We start from the raw sequence: 21443 nt of genomic DNA, 5'->3' as shown, positions 1-21443 counted from the left end.
CAAAAACCAAAAGGGGCATATAATGGGCAAACTTCAATCACAGGGCTAGTTGGCTATTCAACATTGCAACCCGATCGTCATTCATTTCTTCAATCCATGTACTGTAGACGTCGTACACTATTTGCGCGTTTTCATGCCCCATCTGATTAGCTATAAATGATGGGTTCGCTCCAGCCGATTACAGCCAGCAGGCAAAAGTATGCCGCGTATGGTACGGATTACGGCGACGAATACCAGCACGTTTTACAGCTGAGTTCTATCTGGCACCTATGCTACTCATAGAGTAGTAAGATTTTTGCTCTTCGTGACCAGACCAGAATAAACAGCGAACAGCATGATTGGATAAAGGTACATAGCCCCGGACAGGAAGCAATTAATCAGTTGAAAGCAGATATTGAAGCGCTGAAGAAAATTGTGGAGCAACTTACCGACAGATAATTCAGTTCTGAACTATCAACGAGCAATGTCAGGGAGCGAAAAACGCAGGGTGTGGCAAACTGCCGCAACCATGCCGTATGCAAGAGCATGGCTGCGGCCGACCGGCAAACGTCCGATAGTGCGAGTATAGAATGATTGCCAGTCACAGCGGATGGTACTTAAGCAACATGACGATTCAAGGTGCTTAATCTGAAACCAGCCACATATCAGCCTCTTCAAACATTTCTTGAACCGTTCGGCTTATCTGTTCTTTTTCATGCTTGCTGGCGTCAGTGTTGATCGCCGGAAGTGTCATCATCGGTTTAACCCGAACTTCAGCATCGGGGAAGATCCGATGAACCCTCTTGGTCAATTCGCCGAGAATAATATCTTTTGCGCCGGGCAGACCATCAAAATTCCTTTTGTCATAAACGAGTTCCACGAACATTGCTTATCGCTCTTTTACTGGATTTATATACAGTATTTATACTCTGTTTTTACCTGGGTTTCAAGAGAGGGCGTAATGATGTCACGACATAGCGATACTGAAATGGCCTTGTATGCTTCGATCAGGAATCGTGGGGAAAATGAGGGAGAAACAAAAAGCCCGCAGCGATGTGCGGGCCAGAAAGCTTAGCGGACTACCAGTACCGAACACTCCGCGTGACGCACTACCGCCGCGGCGTTAGAGCCCAGCAGGTAGGTGGTGATGTCAGGTCGGTGTGAGGCAATAATGACCATATCAGCCGGTAATTTTTTAGCGATCTCCAGAATCTTGTCTTTCGGCGCACCTTCTGCGACATGAACGTGCACTCTGTCCGTTGGGATATTGAACTTCTTGATAATCTCTTCCAGTTGAGATTTCGCTTCGGCTTTCAGATCGTCCATGGCCGGTAACTCTGCAGAGTAGGCCAGTCCCAGGGAAGCGTAATAGGGCAATGACGGAATGACGGTCAAAAAATGAACCTGTGCATCGTCGATCTTTGCTTCTGCTTCAACATGGGCAATAACGCGTTGAGTTAATTCTGAGTCTGAAATATCGATGGGTACAAGAATCGTTCTGTTCATAAAACCTCCTGTTTAAGTATCCACGTAAAGCTTACCGCGTAATGGCACTTTATGTACAATGACAACGATCACATTTTGGCATCACTTTATTTTGATTTCAGGAAATTTGCCTTTTATTACCCCATCGTAAAATCGGCCTTTAGAGACCACGATCAGGAAATCACGAAAAATACGGGCAGGGACCTGCTGATATTGCAGCGTAGCCAACTGGTGAAAGCGAATTTCTAGCGTGCAAGAGGATTCGTCATATCCGATGGATGCAATACGGGATGATTTTACAGGATGATGATTCATTGCAGGTATCCTCTACTACAGACCTTAATGCAAGATATCATCTATCAGAGATGTGTTTTAACGCAACAGATATAATGTTTTGAATGAGATAAAACAGAGTTACACAGAAAAGAAGGATAGCCCGCCGTTGCCAGCGGGCTGACGAACTTAGAACTGGTAAACCATACCCAATGCTACAGTGTCATCGGTAGAGATGTCATTGGCAGTGTAGAAGGTTTTATCTTCATCAAGCAGGTTGATTTTGTAATCAACGTAAGTGGAGAAGTTTTTGTTGAAGTAATAAGTGGCACCTACGGAGGCATATTTAACCAGATCCTGGTCACCGTCTGATCCGTTTACACCCAGATCTTTACCTTTAGACATCAGGAAAGAAACTTCCGGACGCAGACCGAAGTCGAACTGGTATTGCGCAGTCACTTCAAAGTTCTGAGTTTTGTTGGCAATAGTATTATTACTACCGTCAGAACCACCATACGGAGTCATATTGCGGGTTTCAGAGTACATGGTTGCCAGGTAGATATTGTTCGCGTCGTATTTCAGACCAGCAGTCCATGCGTCAGCTTTATCACCACCTGCGGTAGAATGGTTTACCTGCTCATTAGTACGGTCAGAAGAGGTGTATGCCGCACCGAAGCTTACGCCCATACCCAGATCGTAGGTAGAGGAGATACCGAAGCCGTCACCGTTAGAGTTCTTCATGTTACGATCGTCGCCACCGTTATTGGTGCCTTCTTGCTCTGGTGACTGATTTTCGTTCGCACCCTGGTACTGCAGTGCAACGTTCAGACCGTCAACCAGACCAAAGAAGTCGGTGTTACGGTAGGTTGCAACACCGTTTGCACGACCGGTCATGAAGTTGTCTGCTTTGGTGTAAGAGTCGCCACCGAATTCTGGCAGCATATCGGTCCAGCCTTCAACGTCGTACATGACGCCGTAGTTACGGCCGTAGTCGAATGAACCGTAGTCGCCGACTTTAATACCTGCGAATGCCAGACGAGTCCAGGAGTCGCCTTTATCACCTTCGGTGCCGTTGGCCTGAACCTGATATTCCCACTGGCCATAACCGGTGATCATATCATTAACCTGTGTTTCGCCTTTGAAGCCCATACGCATATAAGTCTGATCGCCATCGCTGTTAGCGTCGTCAGAGAAATAATGCAGGCCGTCTACTTTGCCATAGAGATCTAATTTGTTGCCGTCTTTATTATAAACTTCAGCAGCGTGAGCAGCGCCTGCAGCCAGCAGGGCAGGAATTACGAGAGCCAGTACTTTTCTGTTCATTGAAATAATCCTTTAGTTTTTTTATTAACCTGTGACCACCCATGTAGGGAGTAAAAGCATGCTAAAGGAGAAGTTCCGTAAAGAGATAAATATGAATTGTTACGTCTTAAGTAAAACCTTAAACAAATAATTCTACGGAAATAGTGATAGTTGACATGAATGAGTTAATGAAAATATATATAAAATAAAAATTATACAATTGAATTTTGTTGGGCTATTCTGCGCGTGTTATATGCCTTTATTGTCACGTTTTATTTTTTGTTGGTATATTGATGTCACTTATTAATTAGCCAGCGAATAAATTGACAAGCCCGAACAACTGTTCGGGCTTTTTTTTTGGTTCCGGGCTAATACTGAGAAAAACGTATTATTCGGTACCGCTCTTTTCCGCTTTGCCTGCCTGTTGGGCCAGGAAGTCGTAGCGTTTTTGCAAATCAGCCGTCGCATCCTTCCACAGCTGTTCTGCAACTTCTGGCTGTTGGGCGTTCAGGCGGCGGAAACGCTGCTCGTTAAGCAATGTTTCGGCCAGCGCATCTGACGGTGGGCGCGAGTCGAGCGCCAGCGGCAGCTTACCTTCGTCTGCTCGGCGTGGGTCAAAGCGGTACAGCGGCCAGAATCCGGTAGCCGTGAGTTGACGCATCTGATCGTGGCTTAGCGCGAGGTCATAGCCATGCTCCTCACATGGGCTATACGCGATAATCAGCGACGGGCCGGGGTAGGATTCAGCTTCCTGGATAGCTTTGACCGTCTGATTCAACTGGGCGCCCAGAGAAATCTGTGCGACATAAACATGTCCGTACATCATCATGCTGACGCCAAGATCTTTGCGAGCCTTGCGCTTGCCATGCTCACCAAACTTGGTAACCGCCCCAAGCGGCGTGGCTTTCGACGCTTGTCCACCCGTGTTGGAGTAACACTGGGTATCCAGCACCAGAATATTGACGTTCTCGGTCAGACTCAGGACGTGATCCAGTCCGCCAAAACCAATATCGTAAGCCCAGCCGTCGCCGCCAATCAGCCAGATGGACTTCTCGACCAGCGCGTCGGCATCGGTTAACAGTTGCTGTGCACCTTCGACATCTTTCAGATGCTGGCGCAGCGCTGCGACTTGCTCACGGCGTACTTCTGGCGTCGCTTCAGCATGCAGGGCGTCATTCAGTTCAGACGGAATATTATCCGCAAACTGCTCCAGCAAACGCATGACGCGCACACGGTGTTGATCCACCGTCAGGCGGAAGCCCAGACCAAACTCGGCGTTATCTTCGAACAGAGAGTTTGCCCACGCAGGTCCACGACCATTGGCATCGGTCGTATATGGCGTTGAAGGGAGGTTACCGCCATAAATCGATGAACAGCCGGTCGCGTTAGCGATCAGCATGCGGTCGCCATACAGCTGCGTAAGCAGTTTGATATACGGCGTTTCACCACAACCAGAACAGGCGCCGGAATATTCAAACAGCGGAGTGATTAACTGCGAGGTACGGATATCAATGCGTTCAAGCTTGCTGCGGTCGATCTCCGGCAGATTGAGGAAGAAGTCATAGTTAACTTTTTCTTCTTCAACATGCTCAAGACGCGACATCATATTGATGGCCTTGATTTCCGGGTTTTGGCGATCTTTTGCCGGGCAAACTTCGACACACAGATTACAGCCAGTGCAATCCTCTGGTGCAACCTGCAGGACATACTTCTGACCGCGCATATCGCGTGATTTCACATCCAAAGAATGCAGACTGGCAGGGGCGTTTTCCATCGCTTCAGGTGAAACCACTTTGGCGCGGATTGCCGAGTGCGGGCACGCGGCAACGCAGTGGTTACACTGGGTACACAGCTCTTCCTTCCAGATGGGGATCTCTTCGGCGATATTACGTTTTTCCCAACGCGTGGTGCCCATTGGCCAGGTGCCGTCTGGCGGCAACGCTGATACGGGGAGGGCATCACCCAGACCGGCGAGCATTGCCGCGGTGACGGTTTTCACGAAATCAGGTGCGGCATCAGAAACCACCGGTGGTCGGTTTGCGCTGTGCGGATCAACCGGCTGGAGTGCTACTTCGGCGACGGATTCGCGCGCCAGGGCCAGAGCCTGCCAGTTACGCTCAACCAGGTCCTGTCCTTTACTGCTGTAACTTTTCGCAATCGCCCCCTGCAATTCAGCCAACGCGCTATCGCCGGGTAAGATTTGCGTCAAATGGAAGAAGGCCATTTGCATAACGGTGTTAATACGCGCTGCCAGACCGCATTCGCGGGCGATTTTGGCCGCATTAATCACGTAGAAACGGGCTTTCTTCTGATTCAGTACCGCCTGAACTTCCTGTGGCAGACGACCCCAGACTTCATCCACACTGTATGGCGTATTAAGCAGGAAGATACCGCCTGGTTTCAGGCGCTCGGCCATCTGATACTTATCGATAAATTGCAGCTGGTGACAGCCAACAAAATCGGCTTGTGAAACCAGATACGCTGATCGAATAGGCTGCTCGCTGACGCGCAGGTGGGAAACCGTCAGACCGCCTGCTTTTTTCGAGTCGTAGACGAAATAACCCTGCGCATACCATGGCGTCGAGTTACCAATAATTTTGATATTGTTTTTGGTGGCTGACACGCTACCGTCGCTGCCCAGCCCGTAAAACAGCGCTTCGAGCTTAGCCGTACCGGGCAGGGTGTTTTCCGGTAACGGTAGCGACAAGTTGGTGACATCATCATAGATACCGACCGTAAAGCGAGGTTTCGGCTTCGCGCTGCTCAGCTCATTAAAGACCGCCATCACGCAGTCTGGACCAAACTCTTTGGAAGAAAGGCCATAACGTCCGCCAATCACGCGCGGCAGCGTTTCTCGCTCGCCACAGTTGAAGGCTTCTGCTAACGCGGTCATCACGTCCAGATACAACGGTTCTGCCTGTGCGCCAGGCTCTTTGGTGCGATCCAGGACGGCGATGCTGCGTACGGTTTCCGGCAGCGCGCGCAGTAAATGTCTGGCAGAGAATGGACGGAACAGACGCACTTTCAGAACGCCGACTTTCTCGCCATGCGCCAGCAGTTCTTCAACGACTTCTTCGCAGGTTCCAATCGCCGAGCCCATTAAGATAATGACGCGCTCAGCCTGAGGATGGCCGTAATATTCAAATGGCTGGTACTGGCGACCTGTCGCTGCGGCGAAATCGTTCATCGCCTGCTCTACATGATCGTAAACCGCGTTGTACCACGGGTTTGTTGCCTCGCGTGACTGGAAATAGGTGTCCGGATTCGCAGACGTACCGCGAATAACCGGATGCTCAGGATTAAGCGCCCGAGCGCGATGAGCATCGATTTCCGCCTGCGGCATCAGTCCGAGGATCGTGTCGTCGGCCAGTGGCACAATTTTATTGATTTCATGGGATGTACGGAAACCATCAAAGAAATGAATAAACGGAACCCGGCTTTTCAGGGTGGCTATTTGCGAAATCAGCGCAAAGTCCTGTGCCTCCTGAACGCTGCTGGCACACAGCATTGCACATCCTGTCTGGCGCACCGCCATCACGTCGGAATGATCGCCAAAGATTGATAATGCGTGAGTAGCAATTGTGCGAGCCGCAACGTGCAGTACAAACGGGGTCAACTGACCGGCCAGTTTGTACAGCGTTGGGATCATCAGCAACAGGCCCTGCGATGAGGTAAACGACGTAGAGAGCGCACCGGTCTGCAACGCGCCATGAACGGTTGCGATCGCGCCGCCTTCTGACTGCATTTCTACGACGCGAGGGGTATCCCCCCACACGTTCTTAAGCCCGTTCCCGGCCCAGGCATCTGCCTGTTCAGCCATCGTCGAACTGGGCGTAATCGGGTAGATGGCGATAACCTCGCTGGTACGAAATGCGACTGAAGCAACCGCACCATTACCGTCAATTGTGATCATACTGACACCCTTACATTGCGCAAAAAGAGGGACACGCGTAACAGCGGCGAGTCCTGGTTGTTATCCTTCTATTTTAGCAAAAGCGCTAAAGACAGATTTTCGCTTTTGTGTCCCTGGAATAAACAGAATGAATGGTTTGATCAAAGGAGCAGGCAAAAAATTGCCAGAAAATGTAAACAGTACGCATAAATGCGTATTTTGCCTCTCGACGGCGGTGTTTCCGCTGCCTATTATTTATGGCTGTGTCGTTTGGTTAATATTCAGAGGGGAGTAAGATGCGCGCAGCGTTTTGGGTAGGATGTGCCGCGTTATTATTATCGGCTTGTAGCAGCGAACCTGTTCAGCAGGCAACCGCCGCGCATGTCGCACCGGGCATGAAGGCAGCAATGTCCAGTTCAGGAGAAGCTAATTGCGCCATGATTGGCGGTTCGCTCTCTGTTGCTCGTCAACTGGATGGTTCTGCTATCGGGATGTGTGCGCTACCCAACGGCAAACGCTGTAGTGAGCAGTCGCTTGCCGCCGGAAGTTGTGGGAGCTATTAAGCCACCACGTTTCCTACATTAAATCCGCGAGTTTATACGTCAGCGTTTGTTCTGCTGTCGCCAGCGTTAACTGGTCAGCAGTCAGATCGACCTGTGCGCCTTGCTTAAACATTTCGCTGACGATCCCGTCGAGCGCGTTAAGCTGTGGATCGGCGCACATCATACGCGTCATCGCCATATCTTTTACCTTCAACTCACCGTCGGACAGCTTGCCCTGACCGCGGAATTGATTACACATCTTTCCTGATACCGTCATGTTTTCGCCAAAACTTAACTCAGGTGGGTTGTTGGTGGTGGTGACGGCTTTACCATTCACGCTTTGCAAAACGAAGCGGTGATGCTGCAACTGTTCGCGATTGACGGAAACTTTTCCATTGCTCACACAGCCAGCCATCAGCATGCTGAGCGCAATCAACGTGACAACTTTCTTCATTAAATTTCTCTACGTTTGTGACGGGAATACATTCAATATAATAATGATACTGACTGTTTTATCATCGGTGATTGTCTGAAAATGCTCCCCTGACGCCAGGGGAGCACAGGAATTAGAAGAGGGCGTTTGGACAGGTCTCGCCTTTGGAGATTTGGGCCAGATTCTGTAGCGTAGTCTCAGAAATACTGGTCAACGCTTCAGCTGTCAGGAATGCCTGATGTCCGGTGAACAACACGTTATGACAGGCTGACAGACGACGGAATACATCATCCTGAATGACGTCATTGGATTTATCTTCAAAGAACAGATCGCGTTCGTTCTCATACACGTCCATACCCAGAGAACCAATTTTCTGGTTTTTCAGCGCATCGATAGCGGCTTGTGAGTCGATCAATGCACCACGACTGGTGTTAATGACCATCACGCCGTTTTTCATCTGTTCAAAGGCTTCGTGATTGAGCAGATGATAATTCTCCGGTGTTAACGGGCAGTGCAGAGAGATGACATCTGACTCGGCAAACAGCGTTTTAAGATCGACATATTCAACGCCTAGCTCCAGCGCAGCAGCGCTCGGGTAAGGATCGAACGCCAGCAGACGCATACCAAAACCTTTCAGGATCCGCAGTGCAGCAATACCGATTTTACCGGTACCGATCACCCCAGCGGTTTTGCCATACATAGTAAAACCGGTCAGCCCCTCAAGAGAGAAATTGGCATCACGGGTACGCTGGTAGGCGCGGTGAATTCGGCGATTCAGCGTCATCATCATGCCAATCGCATGCTCAGCGACGGCCTCTGGTGAATAAGCTGGAACACGCACCACCTGCAGACCCAGCTCTTTTGCTGCGTCGAGATCGACGTTATTGAACCCGGCACAACGCAGCGCAATGTATTTCACGCCATGCTTTTTCAGTTCTTCCAGAACGGGGCGGCTGCCATCGTCGTTGACGAAAATGCACACAGCTTCACAGCCATGGGCGGTTTTCGCTGTTTTTTCCGTCAACAGAAAGTCAAAGAATTCAAGTTCAAAACCAAAAGCCTCGTTAACCTGCTGCAGATACTTCTTGTCGTACTGTTTTGTACTATAGATGGCGAGTTTCATAAGACTTTCTCCATTGATTTTGACGTCACATTAATCCAATTCAAATTATTTTACAAAATCTAAAAAGTTATTGATAGTCATAGGCGTAATGAATAATTTCAGCGTATCTGTTGTTAGTGTGGGCAGGTTACACAATTTCAACAACTGGATATTTTTCTATCCAACTCAACACCCGAATATCGCGGCAGGTAAAAAGCCAGCCGAATCACATCCGGACAGCTACGCTTATACAGGTAGCAATTATCGGGAGGGGTTATGCTGACTCACTCTGAAGCAAAACGATGGGCCACCCTAATGCTCAAGGCGGCATTATGCGATGGTATGAAACCTGATGAGATTTCCCGGCAGGTACATCTGGTCTGCGATCATCATGGTAGGGAGTGCCTCGAAGAACTCATTGAGGAAATTCTGATAGAAGCAGGTCGTATCGGACCTAAACATAGCGATGGACAACTGAGGCCTCATTGAGTCTGAATCTTAATATCCCAGACGGCACGTGTAACAGCGTGCCTGGAAATCGGTTATCTATCCTTAATGTGGGCATATCCAGTTAAACATGCCACAATACAGGCCTAAACCGGCTTAAATTTTTGCTAAATCAGGATATTAACTACCCATGAAGGGTAAATATAAAGCCGTTCTGGCACTCCTCTTATTATTGATTCTCGTGCCGCTGACGCTAGTGATGACGCTTGGCCTGTGGGTGCCTACGTTGGTGGGTATCTGGTTACCCGTTGGAACACGCATCGCGCTGGATGAGAGCCCGCGGCTGACACGGCATGGGTTGCATATACCTGAACTCCGCTATCTGGTTGAAGATTGCCCACTAGCACGCATCACTCAGGCGGATCTGTCTCACCCCAGCCGCTGGTCGCTGAATGTCGGGACCATTGAGTTGGATTCAGCTTGCCTGGCCAAATTGCCGCAGGCAGAGCCGTCGCCAGCAGCGCCTAAAACGCTGGCTGAATGGCAGTCAATGCTGCCCAATACCTGGATTAACATCGACAAACTTATTCTTTCTCCATGGCAGGAATGGCAGGGAAAACTGTCACTCTCGCTCACTCCCGCTACTCAACAGCTGCGTTACCAGGGTGAAAAAGTTAAATTTCAGGGGCGTTTGCACGGGCAAAACCTCACGGTAACGGAGCTGGATGTTGCGGCATTTGAAGGCCAGCCGCCGGTAAAACTGGTCGGTGAATTTACTATGCCACTGGTGCCCGATGGACTACCGGTAAGCGGTCATGCGGTTGCGACGTTAAGTCTGCCGCAAGAGCCCACGCTTGTGGATGCCGAACTGGAGTGGCAAGAAAACAGCGGACAACTGATCGTCATGGCGCGTGATAATGCCGACCCGCTGCTTGACCTTCCGTGGGAAATAACACGCCAGCAACTGACCATCAGCGACGGACGCTGGAACTGGCCTTATCAGGGATTCCCGTTAAGCGGGCGGTTGGGCATAAAAGTTGAAAACTGGCAGGCCGGACTGGAAAACGCGGTGGTGAGCGGGCGTCTGAACGTTCTGACGCATGGCGACGCCGGTAAAGGAAATGCCGTATTAACGCTGGGGCCGGGTAAGCTTGGCATGGATAGTAGCGAGATGCCGCTACAGTTGACCGGTGAAGCGAAACAGGGCGATCTGATCTTCTACGCGAAATTGCCCGCCAGACTTAGCGGAAGTCTGAACGATCCACAATTGGCTTTTGAGCCAGGAGCGCTGCTGCGCTCACGTGGGAGGGTGATTGATTCGCTGGATATTGACGAGATTCGCTGGCCGCTGGCAGGCGTAAAAGTCACGCAACGTGGTGTGGATGGGCGTCTGCAGGCTATTTTACGTGCGCATGAAAACCAGATGGGGGGCTTTGAACTGCATCTGGATGGCCTGGCAAATGATTTTCTTCCTGATGCCGGTCGTTGGCAGTGGCGATATTGGGGGGAAGGCAGCTTTACGCCGATGCATGCCCGTTGGGACGTAGCGGGTAAGGGAGAATGGCATGACAACACCCTGAAGCTATTTGATCTTTCTACCGGATTTGATCATCTGCAATACGGCACGATGAAGGTGGAAAATCCGCGTCTGGTGATGGACGAACCGATAGTTTGGGTGCGGGATGCAACCAAACCGACATTTAGCGGCGCGCTGTCGCTGGACGCAGGGAACACCACCTTCACCGGGGGAAGCGTGTTACCACCATCGACGCTGAAGTTCAGCGTGGAAGGTAGCGATCCGACAATTTTCCAGTTCAAAGGCCAGCTTCACGCAGGGGCGATTGGGCCCGTACAGCTGAATGGTCGTTGGGACGGTATCCGCCTGCGCGGACAGGCATGGTGGCCAAAACAATCGCTCACCGTATTCCAACCTCTGGTTCCACCTGACTGGAAAATGAAGCTACGTGAAGGTGATCTGTATGCGCAGGTCGCGTTTTCGGCAGCCCCGGAGCAGGGCTTTGAAGCAGGCGGTCATGGGGTGTTAAAAGGCGGTAGCGCCTGGATGCCCGATAACCAAATCAACGGTGTCGATTTTGTATTGCCTTTCCGGTTCAGTGAAGGCGCATGGCAACTGGGTACGCGTGGACCTATTTCACTGCGTATTGCGGAAGTGGTGAATCAGGTGACGGTGAAGAATATCGCCGCCGATTTGCAGGGGGCGTACCCCTGGAGTGAAAACAACCCGTTACTGTTGAGCGATGTCAGTGCCGACCTGCTGGGTGGCAAAATCATCATGCAGCAACTGCGGATGCCGCAGCACGACCCGGCCTTATTGCGGGTGCAGAATATCTCTTCCAGCGAGCTTATCAGTGCGGTTAACCCCAAACAGTTCGCCATGTCTGGCCCGGTCAGTGGCGCGTTGCCATTATGGCTGGATAACGAAAAATGGATCATAAAAGACGGCTGGTTGACTAATCCAGGACCGATGACGTTGCGTATTGATAAGGACACAGCGGATGCGGTCGTCAAAGATAACATGGCGGCGGGGGCGGCCATTAACTGGCTGCGTTATATGGAAATAAGCCATTCGTGGACGAAAATAAATCTGGATAACCTCGGTGTCTTAACCATGCAGTCAACCGTGACTGGCAATAGTCGGGTAGATGGCAAAGTAGGTACGGTTAATTTGAATTATACCCACGAGGAAAACGTCTTTACGCTATGGCGCAGTTTGCGTTTTGGCGACAATTTACAGGCATGGCTTGAACAAAATGCAGCGCTGCCGGAAACCCATTGCCCGGAAGGCAAGGAATGTGAGGAACAACAATGAAAACGATAGCTGCCATGCTGGGTCTGCTGACTTCATCTCTGCTGGTAGGATGTACTCCCAGAATCGAAGTGGCTGCGCCAAAAGAGCCCATCACCATTAATATGAACGTCAAAATTGAGCATGAGATCCATATCAAAGTTGATAAAGACGTCGAAAGTTTATTGAAATCGCGCAGCGATTTGTTCTGAGGTCATGATGAGAAAACAGTTTGCAGTGGCGCTGGTCGTCCTGAGTTTACTCAGCAGCAATACGTGGGCATTGACCCTGAATGAAGCCAGAACTCAGGGGCGAGTAGGGGAAACGCTCAATGGCTATCTGGTTGCATTGAAAACCGATGCCGAAACGCAGGCGCTGGTGAGTGAGATTAATAAAGCGCGCAACGCCAGCTATCAGCAACTGGCTGAGAGCAATAATATTCCGCCAGATGAAGTGGCGAAAATGGCCGGGCAAAAGCTGGTTGCTCGTGCTAAACCGGGAGAGTATGTGCAGGGTATTAATGGTAAGTGGTTGAGAAAAGAGTAAATCGCTTTTTCACACAGCCAGAGGGACACGACGCTGGATTATTCATCGACATCGCAATAGTTGCCACACGGCATAAAATGGATGCTGGTATAGTCCAACACCGGTCGCGTCGTGGGATGAAATCATGTGGCTTCTCAAGTGGTATGTCTGGAATCGTTGGGTATTCAAGCTGTTAAGCCGGGATGTCGCGGAGCCTGAACAATTTTTGCTTCATTGCTGGGAAGAGAATCTGGCGAAATGCAGGGATTATGCAACCATCTGGCGTGATATTAATCGCATTCACGGCAAACAGATACAGATGCAGGGAAAGAAGTAAGTGTCGGAGAAACCCTCCCACCGGATGGTGAGAGGGGGAATTATCAGGCAGCTACCACGCTGTCGATAGCGGCTTTCGCATCGGACTGCGCTTTGGTGGCCACTTCCGGACCGTACGCAATGCCTTCCGCAAAGACGACGTTCACGTCGGTGATGCCGATAAAGCCCAGGAATACGTTCAGGTACGGCGTGATCAGGTCGGTTGGTGTGTCTTTATGGATACCACCACGGCTGGTCAGCACCACCGCGCGTTTACCTGTCACCAGACCTTCCGGGCCTTTCTCGGTATAACGGAAAGTCACACCTGCACGGGCAATCAGGTCAAAGTAGTTTTTCAGCTGCGTTGGGATGTTGAAGTTGTACATCGGCGCGGCGATAACAATCACATCATGCGCTTTCAGCTCAGCAATCAGCTCATCGGACAGCGCCAGCGCTTCTTGCTGACGCGGCGTCAGCGGTGTATCGCTCGGGCGCATCGCACCCACCAGTTCGCCATCCAGTACCGGTACAGGATTTGCAGCCAGGTCACGGACAGTGATTTCATCAGCAGAGTGCTTTTCACGCCACTGTTCAACAAAATAATCAGACAACTGACCAGACTGAGAGTACCCTGCCAGAATACTGGATTTAAGAACTAATACCTTGCTCATGGGTGTTTCCTTTTATGTGTTTGAAGGGGTAGTGCCCCGTTGCTTGTTGACACTTTATTCACAATCCTGTCGCAGTGATAGCGCAATATATCGAATCCTATGTTCGAAATTATTGAACAACACATGAAAAGCGCCGATGTGGTACTCTATACCCATCATCTAAAAGAGATTTAACCCGGCAGAGCACTGCCTTTTAACGCTATGACAGAACAACAAAAATTAACCTTCAACATGTTGCAGCAACAGCTGGACTCACTGATGCTGCGTGACAGACAGCGTTTTGCCCGCCGCCTGCACGGTGTGAAGAAGGTTAAAAATCCTGATGCACAACAGGCCATTTACCAGGAGATGGCGAAAGAGATTGAGCTGGCAGCCGGTAAAGTTGTGCTGCGTGAAGCGGCGCGTCCGGAAATTAGCTACCCGGAAAACCTGCCCGTCAGCCAGAAAAAACAGGATATTCTGGAGGCTATTCGCGACCATCAGGTGGTGATTGTCGCCGGTGAGACCGGTTCGGGGAAAACCACCCAGTTACCCAAAATATGTATGGAACTGGGGCGCGGGGTAAAAGGGCTGATAGGCCATACCCAGCCGCGTCGTCTGGCGGCGCGCACCGTGGCGAACCGTATTGCGGAAGAGCTGCAGACCGAACCGGGCGGCTGTATCGGTTATAAGGTACGTTTCAGCGATCATGTCAGTGATAACACCATGGTCAAGCTGATGACGGACGGTATCCTGCTGGCAGAAATCCAACAGGATCGGCTGCTAATGCAGTACGACACCATCATCATCGATGAAGCGCATGAACGCAGTCTGAATATCGATTTTCTGCTCGGCTATTTGAAAGAACTTCTACCGCGTCGCCCGGATCTAAAAATTATCATCACTTCGGCGACCATCGATCCTGAACGTTTTTCAAAGCATTTCAATAACGCGCCGATTATCGAAGTCTCCGGCCGAACGTATCCGGTGGAAGTGCGCTATCGTCCAATTGTTGAAGATGCAGATGACACTGAGCGTGACCAGCTGCAGGCAATTTTTGATGCCGTAGATGAACTGGGGCGTGAAGGGCCTGGCGACATTCTGATCTTCATGAGCGGCGAACGTGAAATTCGCGATACCGCCGATGCGCTGAATAAGCTGGATTTGCGACATACCGAAGTGCTACCGCTGTATGCGCGTCTTTCAAACAGCGAACAGAACCGCGTGTTCCAGTCGCACAGCGGTCGCCGCATCGTGCTGGCGACCAACGTGGCGGAAACGTCGCTGACCGTTCCGGGAATCAAATACGTAATTGACCCGGGCACCGCGCGTATCAGCCGTTACAGTTACCGCACCAAAGTTCAGCGCTTGCCGATTGAACCGGTGTCGCAGGCTTCTGCTAACCAGCGTAAAGGTCGCTGCGGTCGTGTTTCGGAAGGGATCTGTATTCGTCTGTATTCCGAAGACGATTTCCTGTCGCGCCCGGAGTTTACCGACCCGGAGATCCTGCGTACCAACCTGGCATCCGTTATTTTGCAGATGACCGCGTTGGGGCTGGGCGATATCGCGGCGTTCCCGTTTGTTGAAGCGCCGGATAAGCGCAATATTCAGGACGGTGTACGCCTGCTCGAAGAGTTGGGGGCGATAACCACCGACGAACAGGCAACTGCATACAAGTTAACGCCGTTGGGCCGTCAGCTGTCGCAACTTCCGGTAGACCCACGGCTGGCGCGAATGGTGCTGGAAGCACAAAAACATGGTTGTGTGCGCGAAGCGATGATCATCACCTCAGCGCTGTCCATTCAGGATCCGCGCGAGCGCCCGATGGACAAGCAGCAAGCTTCCGACGAGAAGCACCGCCGCTTCCATGACAAAGAGTCTGATTTTCTTGCATTTGTGAACCTGTGGAACTATCTCGGCGAGCAGCAAAAAGCGCTGTCGTCAAACCAGTTCCGTCGCCAGTGCAAACTTGATTTTCTGAACTACCTGCGCGTGCGTGAGTGGCAGGATATCTACACGCAACTGCGCCAGGTGGTGAAAGAGCTGGGTATTCCGGTCAACAGCGAACCTGCTGAATATCGGGAGATCCACGTCGCGTTGCTGACCGGTTTACTGTCGCACATCGGGATGAAAGATACCGATAAGCAGGAGTTTACCGGGGCGCGTAACGCTCGCTTCTCGATCTTCCCGGGTTCAGGTTTATTCAAAAAACCGCCGAAGTGGACGATGGTCGCGGAGCTGGTGGAAACCAGCCGACTGTGGGGACGCATTGCCGCGCGTATCGATCCCGAATGGGTGGAGCCGGTAGCCCAGCATCTGATCAAACGTTCATACAGTGAACCGCACTGGGAACGCGCGCAGGGTGCTGTGATGGCGACAGAAAAAGTCACTGTCTACGGCTTACCGATTGTTGCGGCCCGTAAGGTAAATTACAGCCAGATCGATCCCGCGTTGTCGCGTGAACTGTTCATTCGTCATGCGCTGGTGGAAGGCGACTGGCAAACGCGCCATGCGTTTTTCCGTGACAATCTGAAGTTACGGGCTGAAGTGGAAGAGTTAGAGCACAAATCGCGCCGTCGCGACATCCTGGTCGATGATGAGACGCTGTTTGAGTTTTACGACCAGCGTATTAGCCATGATGTGGTTTCTGCCCGCCACTTCGATAGCTGGTGGAAGAAAGTCTCCCGCGAGACCCCGGACCTGCTCAACTTTGAAAAGAGCATGCTCATCAAAGAGGGCGCGGAGAAAATCAGTAAGCTGGATTATCCGAACTTCTGGCATCAGGGTAACCTTAAGCTGCGCCTGAGCTACCAGTTCGAACCTGGAGCCGATGCGGACGGTGTGACCGTACATATTCCACTCCCGCTGCTTAATCAGATCGAAGAGAGCGGTTTTGAATGGCAAATCCCGGGGCTGCGCCGCGAACTGGTGATCGCCCTGATTAAGTCGTTGCCAAAACCGGTACGACGCAACTTTGTGCCCGCGCCGAACTATGCGGAAGCGTTTTTAGGCCGCGTCACACCGCTGGAACTGCCGCTGCTGGACTCGCTGGAGCGTGAACTGCGCCGAATGACCGGCGTTACCGTTGACCGTGAAGACTGGCACTGGGATCAGGTGCCCGATCACCTAAAAATCACCTTCCGGGTGGTGGATGATAAAAATAAGAAGCTACAGGAAGGACGTTCGCTGCAAGATTTGAAGGATGCGCTGAAGGGTAAAGTTCAGGAAACATTGTCTGCGGTGGCTGATGACGGCATCGAACAGAGTGGGTTGCACATCTGGAGCTTCGGTCAGCTTCCGGAAAGTTACGAACAAAAACGCGGTAACTATAAGGTGAAAGCGTGGCCGGCGCTGGTCGATGAGCGTGACAGCGTTGCCATCAAACTGTTTGATAATCCGTTGGAACAACAGCAGGCGATGTGGTGCGGTTTACGCCGCCTGTTGCTGCTGAATATTCCTTCGCCAATCAAATATTTGCACGAGAAGCTGCCCAATAAAGCCAAGCTGGGGCTGTACTTTAACCCATACGGTAAAGTTCTGGATTTGATTGACGACTGTATCTCCTGCGGTGTGGATCAGTTAATTGACGCCAACGGTGGCCCGGTGTGGACTGAAGAAGGCTTTACCGCGCTGCATGAGAAAGTGCGGGCTGAACTGAACGATACGGTGGTGGAGATTGCGAAGCAGGTCGAACAGATCCTGACCGCAGTGTTTAATATCAACAAACGTCTGAAAGGGCGCGTGGATATGACCATGGCGCTGGGTCTTGCGGATATCAAATCGCAAATGGGCGGACTGGTGTATCGCGGGTTTGTTACCGGCAATGGTTTCAAACGCTTGGGCGATACGTTGCGTTATTTGCAGGCTATTGAAAAACGTCTGGAAAAACTGGCTATCGACCCGCACCGTGACCGTGCACAGATGCTGAAAGTGGACAGTGTGCAGCAGGCCTGGCAGCAGTGGTTCAATAAACTGCCTCCCGCGCGCCGTCAAGATGCCGATGTCAAAGAGATCCGCTGGATGATAGAAGAGCTGCGCGTCAGCTATTTTGCCCAGCAGCTTGGTACGCCGTATCCGATCTCCGATAAACGTATTCTGCAGGCGATGGAGCAGATTTCGGGATAAATCGGTACAGGGCCGTAGGCCGGATGAAGCGTAGCCGCCATCCGGCATCTGTACCCGGTAAAGATAAACACCAGGAGTCATCAATATGAGTCAGTTTCCGACACTTTCCGCAACCACCCTTGCGGCTATCAATACCGTAGGGCGATGGCTGGCGCAGAATGATTTTACGGGGAATATCACCGTTCAGTCAGATTGCGTGATTCTGGCAGGAAACGCGGTTATTCCTACCATCGACGCCGCCTGTCGGATCGCGAAAGAGCAACAGGTTCCCTTGCTGATTAGCGGTGGTATCGGTCATTCCACGCGCTTTCTGTATGATGCGATTGCCCAGCATCCGCGTTATAGCATCATTCGTACTACCGGACGCGCGGAAGCGGCGATCCTTGCCGATATTGCTCACCAGTTCTGGCAAATTCCGGGTGAGAAAATTTGGGTGGAAGATCAGTCGACAAACTGCGGTGAGAATGCCCGGTTTAGCTGTGCATTACTGAATCAGGCGGCAGAAAGTATTCATACCGTCATTGTGGTGCAGGATCCCACTATGCAACGCCGCACAATGGCCACGTTTCAGCGCGTCACCCGCGATGAGCCGCATGCGCCGCGCTGGTTGAGTTTCCCTGGTTTCATCCCTGAACTGGCCCAACAGCACAACGGCGTGGATTTTGTGCCCGCCGCAGAAGGTCTGTGGCCGGTAGAACGCTATCTTTCTCTCATTACCGGTGAACTTCCGCGTCTGCGTGATGATGCAACCGGCTACGGGCCCTGTGGACACGATTTTATCGTACATGTTGATATACCCCAGGACGTCGAGCAAGCCTGGCTGCAGCTAAAAAATGATACCGCGCTGACCGACTTACTGGAGAGCCGTTCTCTGTAATTCTTGCTGCCCGTTTGTCGGCGTTTTACGGCAAACGGGCAGAAATCCCACCTGGTTTTTCTCTTTATTCTTACTTTTCCAGACGCTTTTATGAAGCAGTTCACAGAACCGCCACTCCAGCGATAATGCGTCATGCATGATTGATATTAATTAACAATAGTTTTACTTGTTAAAAACAAATCAGTCACAGGAGAGCCGCATGTCAGTACCCGTACAACATCCTATGTATATCGATGGGCAGTTTGTGACCTGGCACGATGACGCCTGGATTGATGTCGTCAATCCGGCCACGGAAGAGATTATCTCGCGTATTCCCGATGGGCGTGCCGAAGATGCGCGTAAAGCGATCGATGCCGCGGATCGCGCTCAGCCGCATTGGGAAGCGTTGCCTGCCATTGAACGGGCAAACTGGTTACGCAAAATTTCTGCAGGTATCCGCCAGCGAGCCGATGAAATCAGCGCGTTGATTGTGGCGGAAGGTGGAAAAATTCAACAACTGGCTGACGTTGAAGTCGCGTTTACCGCCGACTATATCGATTACATGGCGGAGTGGGCGCGTCGCTATGAAGGCGAGATCCTGCAAAGCGATCGTCCGGGTGAGAATATCCTGCTGTTTAAGCGTGCACTGGGCGTGACGACGGGCATTCTGCCGTGGAACTTCCCGTTTTTCCTGATTGCCCGCAAACTGGCTCCCGCCTTGCTGACGGGAAATACCATCGTCGTTAAGCCGAGTGAATTCACACCGAATAACGCCATCGCCTTTGCCAAAATTGTTGATGACATTGGTTTACCGCGCGGGGTCTTTAACCTGGTGCTGGGACGCGGTGAAACGGTCGGGCAGGAGCTGGCCGGAAACCCGAAGGTCGCCATGGTGAGCATGACCGGTAGCGTCGGTGCGGGTGAGAAAATTATGGCCGCAGCGGCCAAAAACATCACCAAAGTTTGTCTGGAGTTGGGTGGTAAAGCTCCAGCTATCGTGATGGACGATGCTGACCTTGAGCTGGCGGTGAAGGCTATTGTTGACTCGCGGGTGATCAATACCGGACAGGTATGCAACTGTGCCGAGCGCGTATACGTTCAGAAAGGTATCTATGACCAGTTCGTTAATCGTCTGGGTGAGGCGATGAAAGCCGTGCAGTTTGGCAATCCGGCCGAACGCAATGACATTGCGATGGGGCCGCTGATTAATGCCGCTGCGCTGGCGCGTGTAGAGCAAAAAGTCGAGCGAGCGGTGCAGGAAGGCGCCCGTGTGGTGCTGGGTGGTAAAGCCGTTGCTGGTAAAGGTTATTACTATCCGCCGACGTTACTGTTAGACGTGCGCCAGGATATGGCGATTATGCACGAGGAGACGTTTGGTCCGGTGCTGCCGGTGGTGGCATTTGATACGCTGGAACAGGCGCTGACAATGGCCAATGACAGCGACTACGGACTGACCTCATCGATCTATACGCAGAATCTGAATACGGCAATGAAGGCGATTAAGGGGCTGAAGTTTGGCGAAACCTATATTAATCGCGAAAACTTCGAGGCGATGCAGGGCTTCCACGCTGGCTGGCGCAAGTCCGGGATTGGCGGGGCAGATGGTAAACACGGTCTGAATGAATACCTGCAAACACAGGTAGTGTATTTGCAGTCTTAAGTTTTTCGCCGGGTGAACCTGTACGCCACCCGGCGCAATTCTCACACTTTGGTGGCGATCCAGTTCATCATCATTTCCGGCCAGATGGCCAGCGGTAACCCTTGCGCATCGCGAATACCAAACCCGTGCTTACCGCGTTCAAACAGATGCATTTCGACCGGAACACCCAGCCCACGTAGCGCATTAAAGAAAACCAGGCTATTTTCTACTTTCACCGCCGGATCGTCGATGGCGTGTAGCAGGAACGTCGGCGGCGTCGTGTTATCCACTCGCTCTTCCAGAGAATAGTGGCGTAGATCTTCCTTTTCGGGCGTAGCGCCAACCAGCTCAAGACGAGAGCCCGGGTGACCGATGTCTTCGCGCAGAGTAATCACCGGGTAGACCAACGCCATGAACGCAGGACGCGTTGGTTGCTCGTCTATGCTATCAATCGGTGTATAAACCGGTTCGGCAAACCGGGTTCCCAGGCTGGCGGCCACGTGACCACCGGAAGAAAAGCCCAACACACCGATACGATCAGGGTTAATTTTCCATTCATGGGCGTTGGCGCGAATGTAGCGCATGGCGCGCTGGGCATCGGCCAGCGGCGCGTTTGCACCTTCCTCATGGCCATCACCCGGCATGCGGTAGGTCATCACAAACAGGGTATAACCGCGGGCGTTAAAGAATGGTGCCAGTACGCTGCCTTCTTTATCCATCACCACGCGACGGTAAGAACCTCCCGGTGTAACAAGGATCCCTACGCCGTTAGGTTTTTCGGGGGCATAAACGGTAATTTCCGGGGCACGAATACCGGTGACCGCACGATCATACTGAGATGTTCCTGTATGTCGGGGTTCAGGCGTAAACACCGCATCGCTGTTTTTTGCTCCGGGGGCTTCACTCTGCGGCCAGAATGAGGCGGTGGTTGCGTGGGCAACGGCTTGCTCCATCATGTTTTCTAACGTTTCACGACTCAGTGCTTCCATTACTATGCTCCCTCAGTGGCAAAGGTTAGCTATAGCACAGTCAGTGAATCGAAAACGGGGAGAGACTCACAACGTATTGAATT

Annotated in this window: 16 protein-coding genes and 1 pseudogene; 7 read left to right on the top strand and 10 right to left on the bottom strand. The window is 51.6% G+C overall.

Annotation, left to right across the window (positions count from 1 at the left end):
• Window positions 1-37: 37 nt before the first annotated feature.
• The 6 genes and pseudogenes from FDW94_RS24445 to nifJ all read right to left on the bottom strand — a co-directional run.
• Window positions 38-301 (bottom strand): annotated as a pseudogene (locus FDW94_RS24445) (tyrosine-type recombinase/integrase); the annotation flags it as partial.
• 321 nt (window positions 302-622) lie between these two features.
• Window positions 623-865, bottom strand: coding sequence for a DinI family protein (locus FDW94_RS17430; protein ID WP_032943565.1), 243 nt, complete (start codon window positions 863-865; stop codon window positions 623-625).
• A gap of 185 nt (window positions 866-1050) precedes the next feature.
• Window positions 1051-1485 carry a universal stress protein UspF gene (gene uspF, locus FDW94_RS17425; protein ID WP_003833207.1) on the bottom strand — a complete coding sequence of 145 codons (435 nt, stop codon included), beginning with the start codon at window positions 1483-1485 and terminating at the stop codon, window positions 1051-1053.
• Between the two features lie 81 nt (window positions 1486-1566).
• On the bottom strand, window positions 1567-1779 hold the full coding sequence (locus FDW94_RS17420) for a KTSC domain-containing protein (protein ID WP_103015385.1): 213 nt from the start codon (window positions 1777-1779) through the stop codon (window positions 1567-1569).
• Between the two features lie 147 nt (window positions 1780-1926).
• Window positions 1927-3060 carry a porin OmpC gene (gene ompC, locus FDW94_RS17415; protein WP_137377969.1) on the bottom strand — a complete coding sequence of 378 codons (1134 nt, stop codon included), beginning with the start codon at window positions 3058-3060 and terminating at the stop codon, window positions 1927-1929.
• Window positions 3061-3427: 367 nt separating this feature from the next.
• A complete protein-coding gene (gene nifJ / locus FDW94_RS17410) occupies window positions 3428-6952 on the bottom strand; it encodes a pyruvate:ferredoxin (flavodoxin) oxidoreductase (RefSeq protein WP_137377968.1) in 3525 nt (1174 codons plus the stop codon).
• Window positions 6953-7227: 275 nt separating this feature from the next.
• On the opposite strand from nifJ, the gene FDW94_RS17400 reads away from it, so the two are divergent.
• Window positions 7228-7494 (top strand): DUF333 domain-containing protein, encoded by a 267-nt coding sequence (locus FDW94_RS17400; protein ID WP_003833199.1) that lies wholly within the window; start codon window positions 7228-7230, stop codon window positions 7492-7494.
• Window positions 7495-7507: 13 nt separating this feature from the next.
• Here FDW94_RS17400 and hslJ read toward each other — a convergent pair whose 3' ends face one another.
• Window positions 7508-7927: a heat shock protein HslJ gene (hslJ, locus tag FDW94_RS17395; protein ID WP_057069038.1), complete on the bottom strand. Its 420-nt coding sequence runs from the start codon at window positions 7925-7927 to the stop codon at window positions 7508-7510.
• A 112-nt stretch (window positions 7928-8039) separates the two neighbouring features.
• On the bottom strand, window positions 8040-9029 hold the full coding sequence (locus FDW94_RS17390) for a 2-hydroxyacid dehydrogenase (RefSeq protein WP_003833196.1): 990 nt from the start codon (window positions 9027-9029) through the stop codon (window positions 8040-8042).
• A 616-nt stretch (window positions 9030-9645) separates the two neighbouring features.
• Between FDW94_RS17390 and FDW94_RS17380 the strand changes: the two genes are divergently transcribed.
• The 3 genes from FDW94_RS17380 to FDW94_RS17370 are packed head-to-tail and all read left to right on the top strand — an operon-like array spanning window position 9646 to window position 12807.
• On the top strand, window positions 9646-12285 hold the full coding sequence (locus FDW94_RS17380) for a YdbH family protein (protein ID WP_137377967.1): 2640 nt from the start codon (window positions 9646-9648) through the stop codon (window positions 12283-12285).
• Window positions 12282-12473 (top strand): YnbE family lipoprotein, encoded by a 192-nt coding sequence (locus FDW94_RS17375; protein WP_008784882.1) that lies wholly within the window; start codon window positions 12282-12284, stop codon window positions 12471-12473. The genes FDW94_RS17380 and FDW94_RS17375 overlap by 4 nt, the downstream gene beginning before the upstream one ends.
• 7 nt (window positions 12474-12480) lie before the next feature.
• Entirely contained in the window at window positions 12481-12807 is a 327-nt protein-coding gene (locus FDW94_RS17370; protein ID WP_111465513.1) for a YdbL family protein, read from the top strand.
• 359 nt (window positions 12808-13166) lie between these two features.
• On the opposite strand, the gene azoR is transcribed toward FDW94_RS17370, so the two are convergent.
• Window positions 13167-13772, bottom strand: coding sequence for an FMN-dependent NADH-azoreductase (azoR, locus tag FDW94_RS17360; RefSeq protein WP_079937336.1), 606 nt, complete (start codon window positions 13770-13772; stop codon window positions 13167-13169).
• A gap of 201 nt (window positions 13773-13973) precedes the next feature.
• Here azoR and hrpA point away from each other — a divergent pair, with 201 nt between their 5' ends.
• The 3 genes from hrpA (at window position 13974) to aldA (ending at window position 20392) form a co-directional block, all read left to right on the top strand.
• Window positions 13974-17876, top strand: coding sequence for an ATP-dependent RNA helicase HrpA (gene hrpA, locus FDW94_RS17355; RefSeq protein WP_060682154.1), 3903 nt, complete (start codon window positions 13974-13976; stop codon window positions 17874-17876).
• A gap of 85 nt (window positions 17877-17961) precedes the next feature.
• The gene (locus FDW94_RS17350) at window positions 17962-18753 is read left to right on the top strand and encodes a YdcF family protein (protein ID WP_008784874.1); all 792 of its coding nucleotides are present in this window, start codon (window positions 17962-17964) and stop codon (window positions 18751-18753) included.
• 199 nt (window positions 18754-18952) lie between these two features.
• Window positions 18953-20392, top strand: a complete 1440-nt coding sequence (gene aldA, locus FDW94_RS17345; RefSeq protein ID WP_137377966.1) for an aldehyde dehydrogenase — start codon at window positions 18953-18955, stop codon at window positions 20390-20392.
• 41 nt (window positions 20393-20433) lie between these two features.
• On the opposite strand, the gene FDW94_RS17340 is transcribed toward aldA, so the two are convergent.
• Window positions 20434-21360: an alpha/beta hydrolase gene (locus tag FDW94_RS17340; protein WP_137377965.1), complete on the bottom strand. Its 927-nt coding sequence runs from the start codon at window positions 21358-21360 to the stop codon at window positions 20434-20436.
• Window positions 21361-21443 lie beyond the last annotated feature (83 nt).

It is taken from the genome of Citrobacter sp. wls757 (assembly GCF_005280935.1).
Classification (GTDB): Bacteria; Pseudomonadota; Gammaproteobacteria; order Enterobacterales; family Enterobacteriaceae; genus Citrobacter; species Citrobacter portucalensis.
The sequence above is the reverse complement of the archived record's forward strand: the minus strand, read 5'-3'. Positions and strand labels throughout refer to the sequence as shown.

Excerpts from the sequence above, each read along its gene's own strand:
- FDW94_RS17340 (WP_137377965.1), bottom strand. The coding sequence starts at position 21,360 with ATGGAAGCACTGAGTCGTGAAACGTTAGAAAACATGATGGAGCAAGCC.
- FDW94_RS17390 (WP_003833196.1), bottom strand. The coding sequence starts at position 9,029 with ATGAAACTCGCCATCTATAGTACAAAACAGTACGACAAGAAGTATCTG.
- FDW94_RS17400 (WP_003833199.1), top strand. The coding sequence starts at position 7,228 with ATGCGCGCAGCGTTTTGGGTAGGATGTGCCGCGTTATTATTATCGGCT.
- FDW94_RS17430 (WP_032943565.1), bottom strand. The coding sequence starts at position 865 with ATGTTCGTGGAACTCGTTTATGACAAAAGGAATTTTGATGGTCTGCCC.
- azoR (WP_079937336.1), bottom strand. The coding sequence starts at position 13,772 with ATGAGCAAGGTATTAGTTCTTAAATCCAGTATTCTGGCAGGGTACTCT.
- FDW94_RS17420 (WP_103015385.1), bottom strand. The coding sequence starts at position 1,779 with ATGAATCATCATCCTGTAAAATCATCCCGTATTGCATCCATCGGATAT.
- uspF (WP_003833207.1), bottom strand. The coding sequence starts at position 1,485 with ATGAACAGAACGATTCTTGTACCCATCGATATTTCAGACTCAGAATTA.
- hrpA (WP_060682154.1), top strand. The coding sequence starts at position 13,974 with ATGACAGAACAACAAAAATTAACCTTCAACATGTTGCAGCAACAGCTG.
- nifJ (WP_137377968.1), bottom strand. The coding sequence starts at position 6,952 with ATGATCACAATTGACGGTAATGGTGCGGTTGCTTCAGTCGCATTTCGT.
- FDW94_RS17370 (WP_111465513.1), top strand. The coding sequence starts at position 12,481 with ATGAGAAAACAGTTTGCAGTGGCGCTGGTCGTCCTGAGTTTACTCAGC.
- FDW94_RS17350 (WP_008784874.1), top strand. The coding sequence starts at position 17,962 with ATGAGTCAGTTTCCGACACTTTCCGCAACCACCCTTGCGGCTATCAAT.
- aldA (WP_137377966.1), top strand. The coding sequence starts at position 18,953 with ATGTCAGTACCCGTACAACATCCTATGTATATCGATGGGCAGTTTGTG.
- FDW94_RS17380 (WP_137377967.1), top strand. The coding sequence starts at position 9,646 with ATGAAGGGTAAATATAAAGCCGTTCTGGCACTCCTCTTATTATTGATT.
- ompC (WP_137377969.1), bottom strand. The coding sequence starts at position 3,060 with ATGAACAGAAAAGTACTGGCTCTCGTAATTCCTGCCCTGCTGGCTGCA.
- FDW94_RS17375 (WP_008784882.1), top strand. The coding sequence starts at position 12,282 with ATGAAAACGATAGCTGCCATGCTGGGTCTGCTGACTTCATCTCTGCTG.
- hslJ (WP_057069038.1), bottom strand. The coding sequence starts at position 7,927 with ATGAAGAAAGTTGTCACGTTGATTGCGCTCAGCATGCTGATGGCTGGC.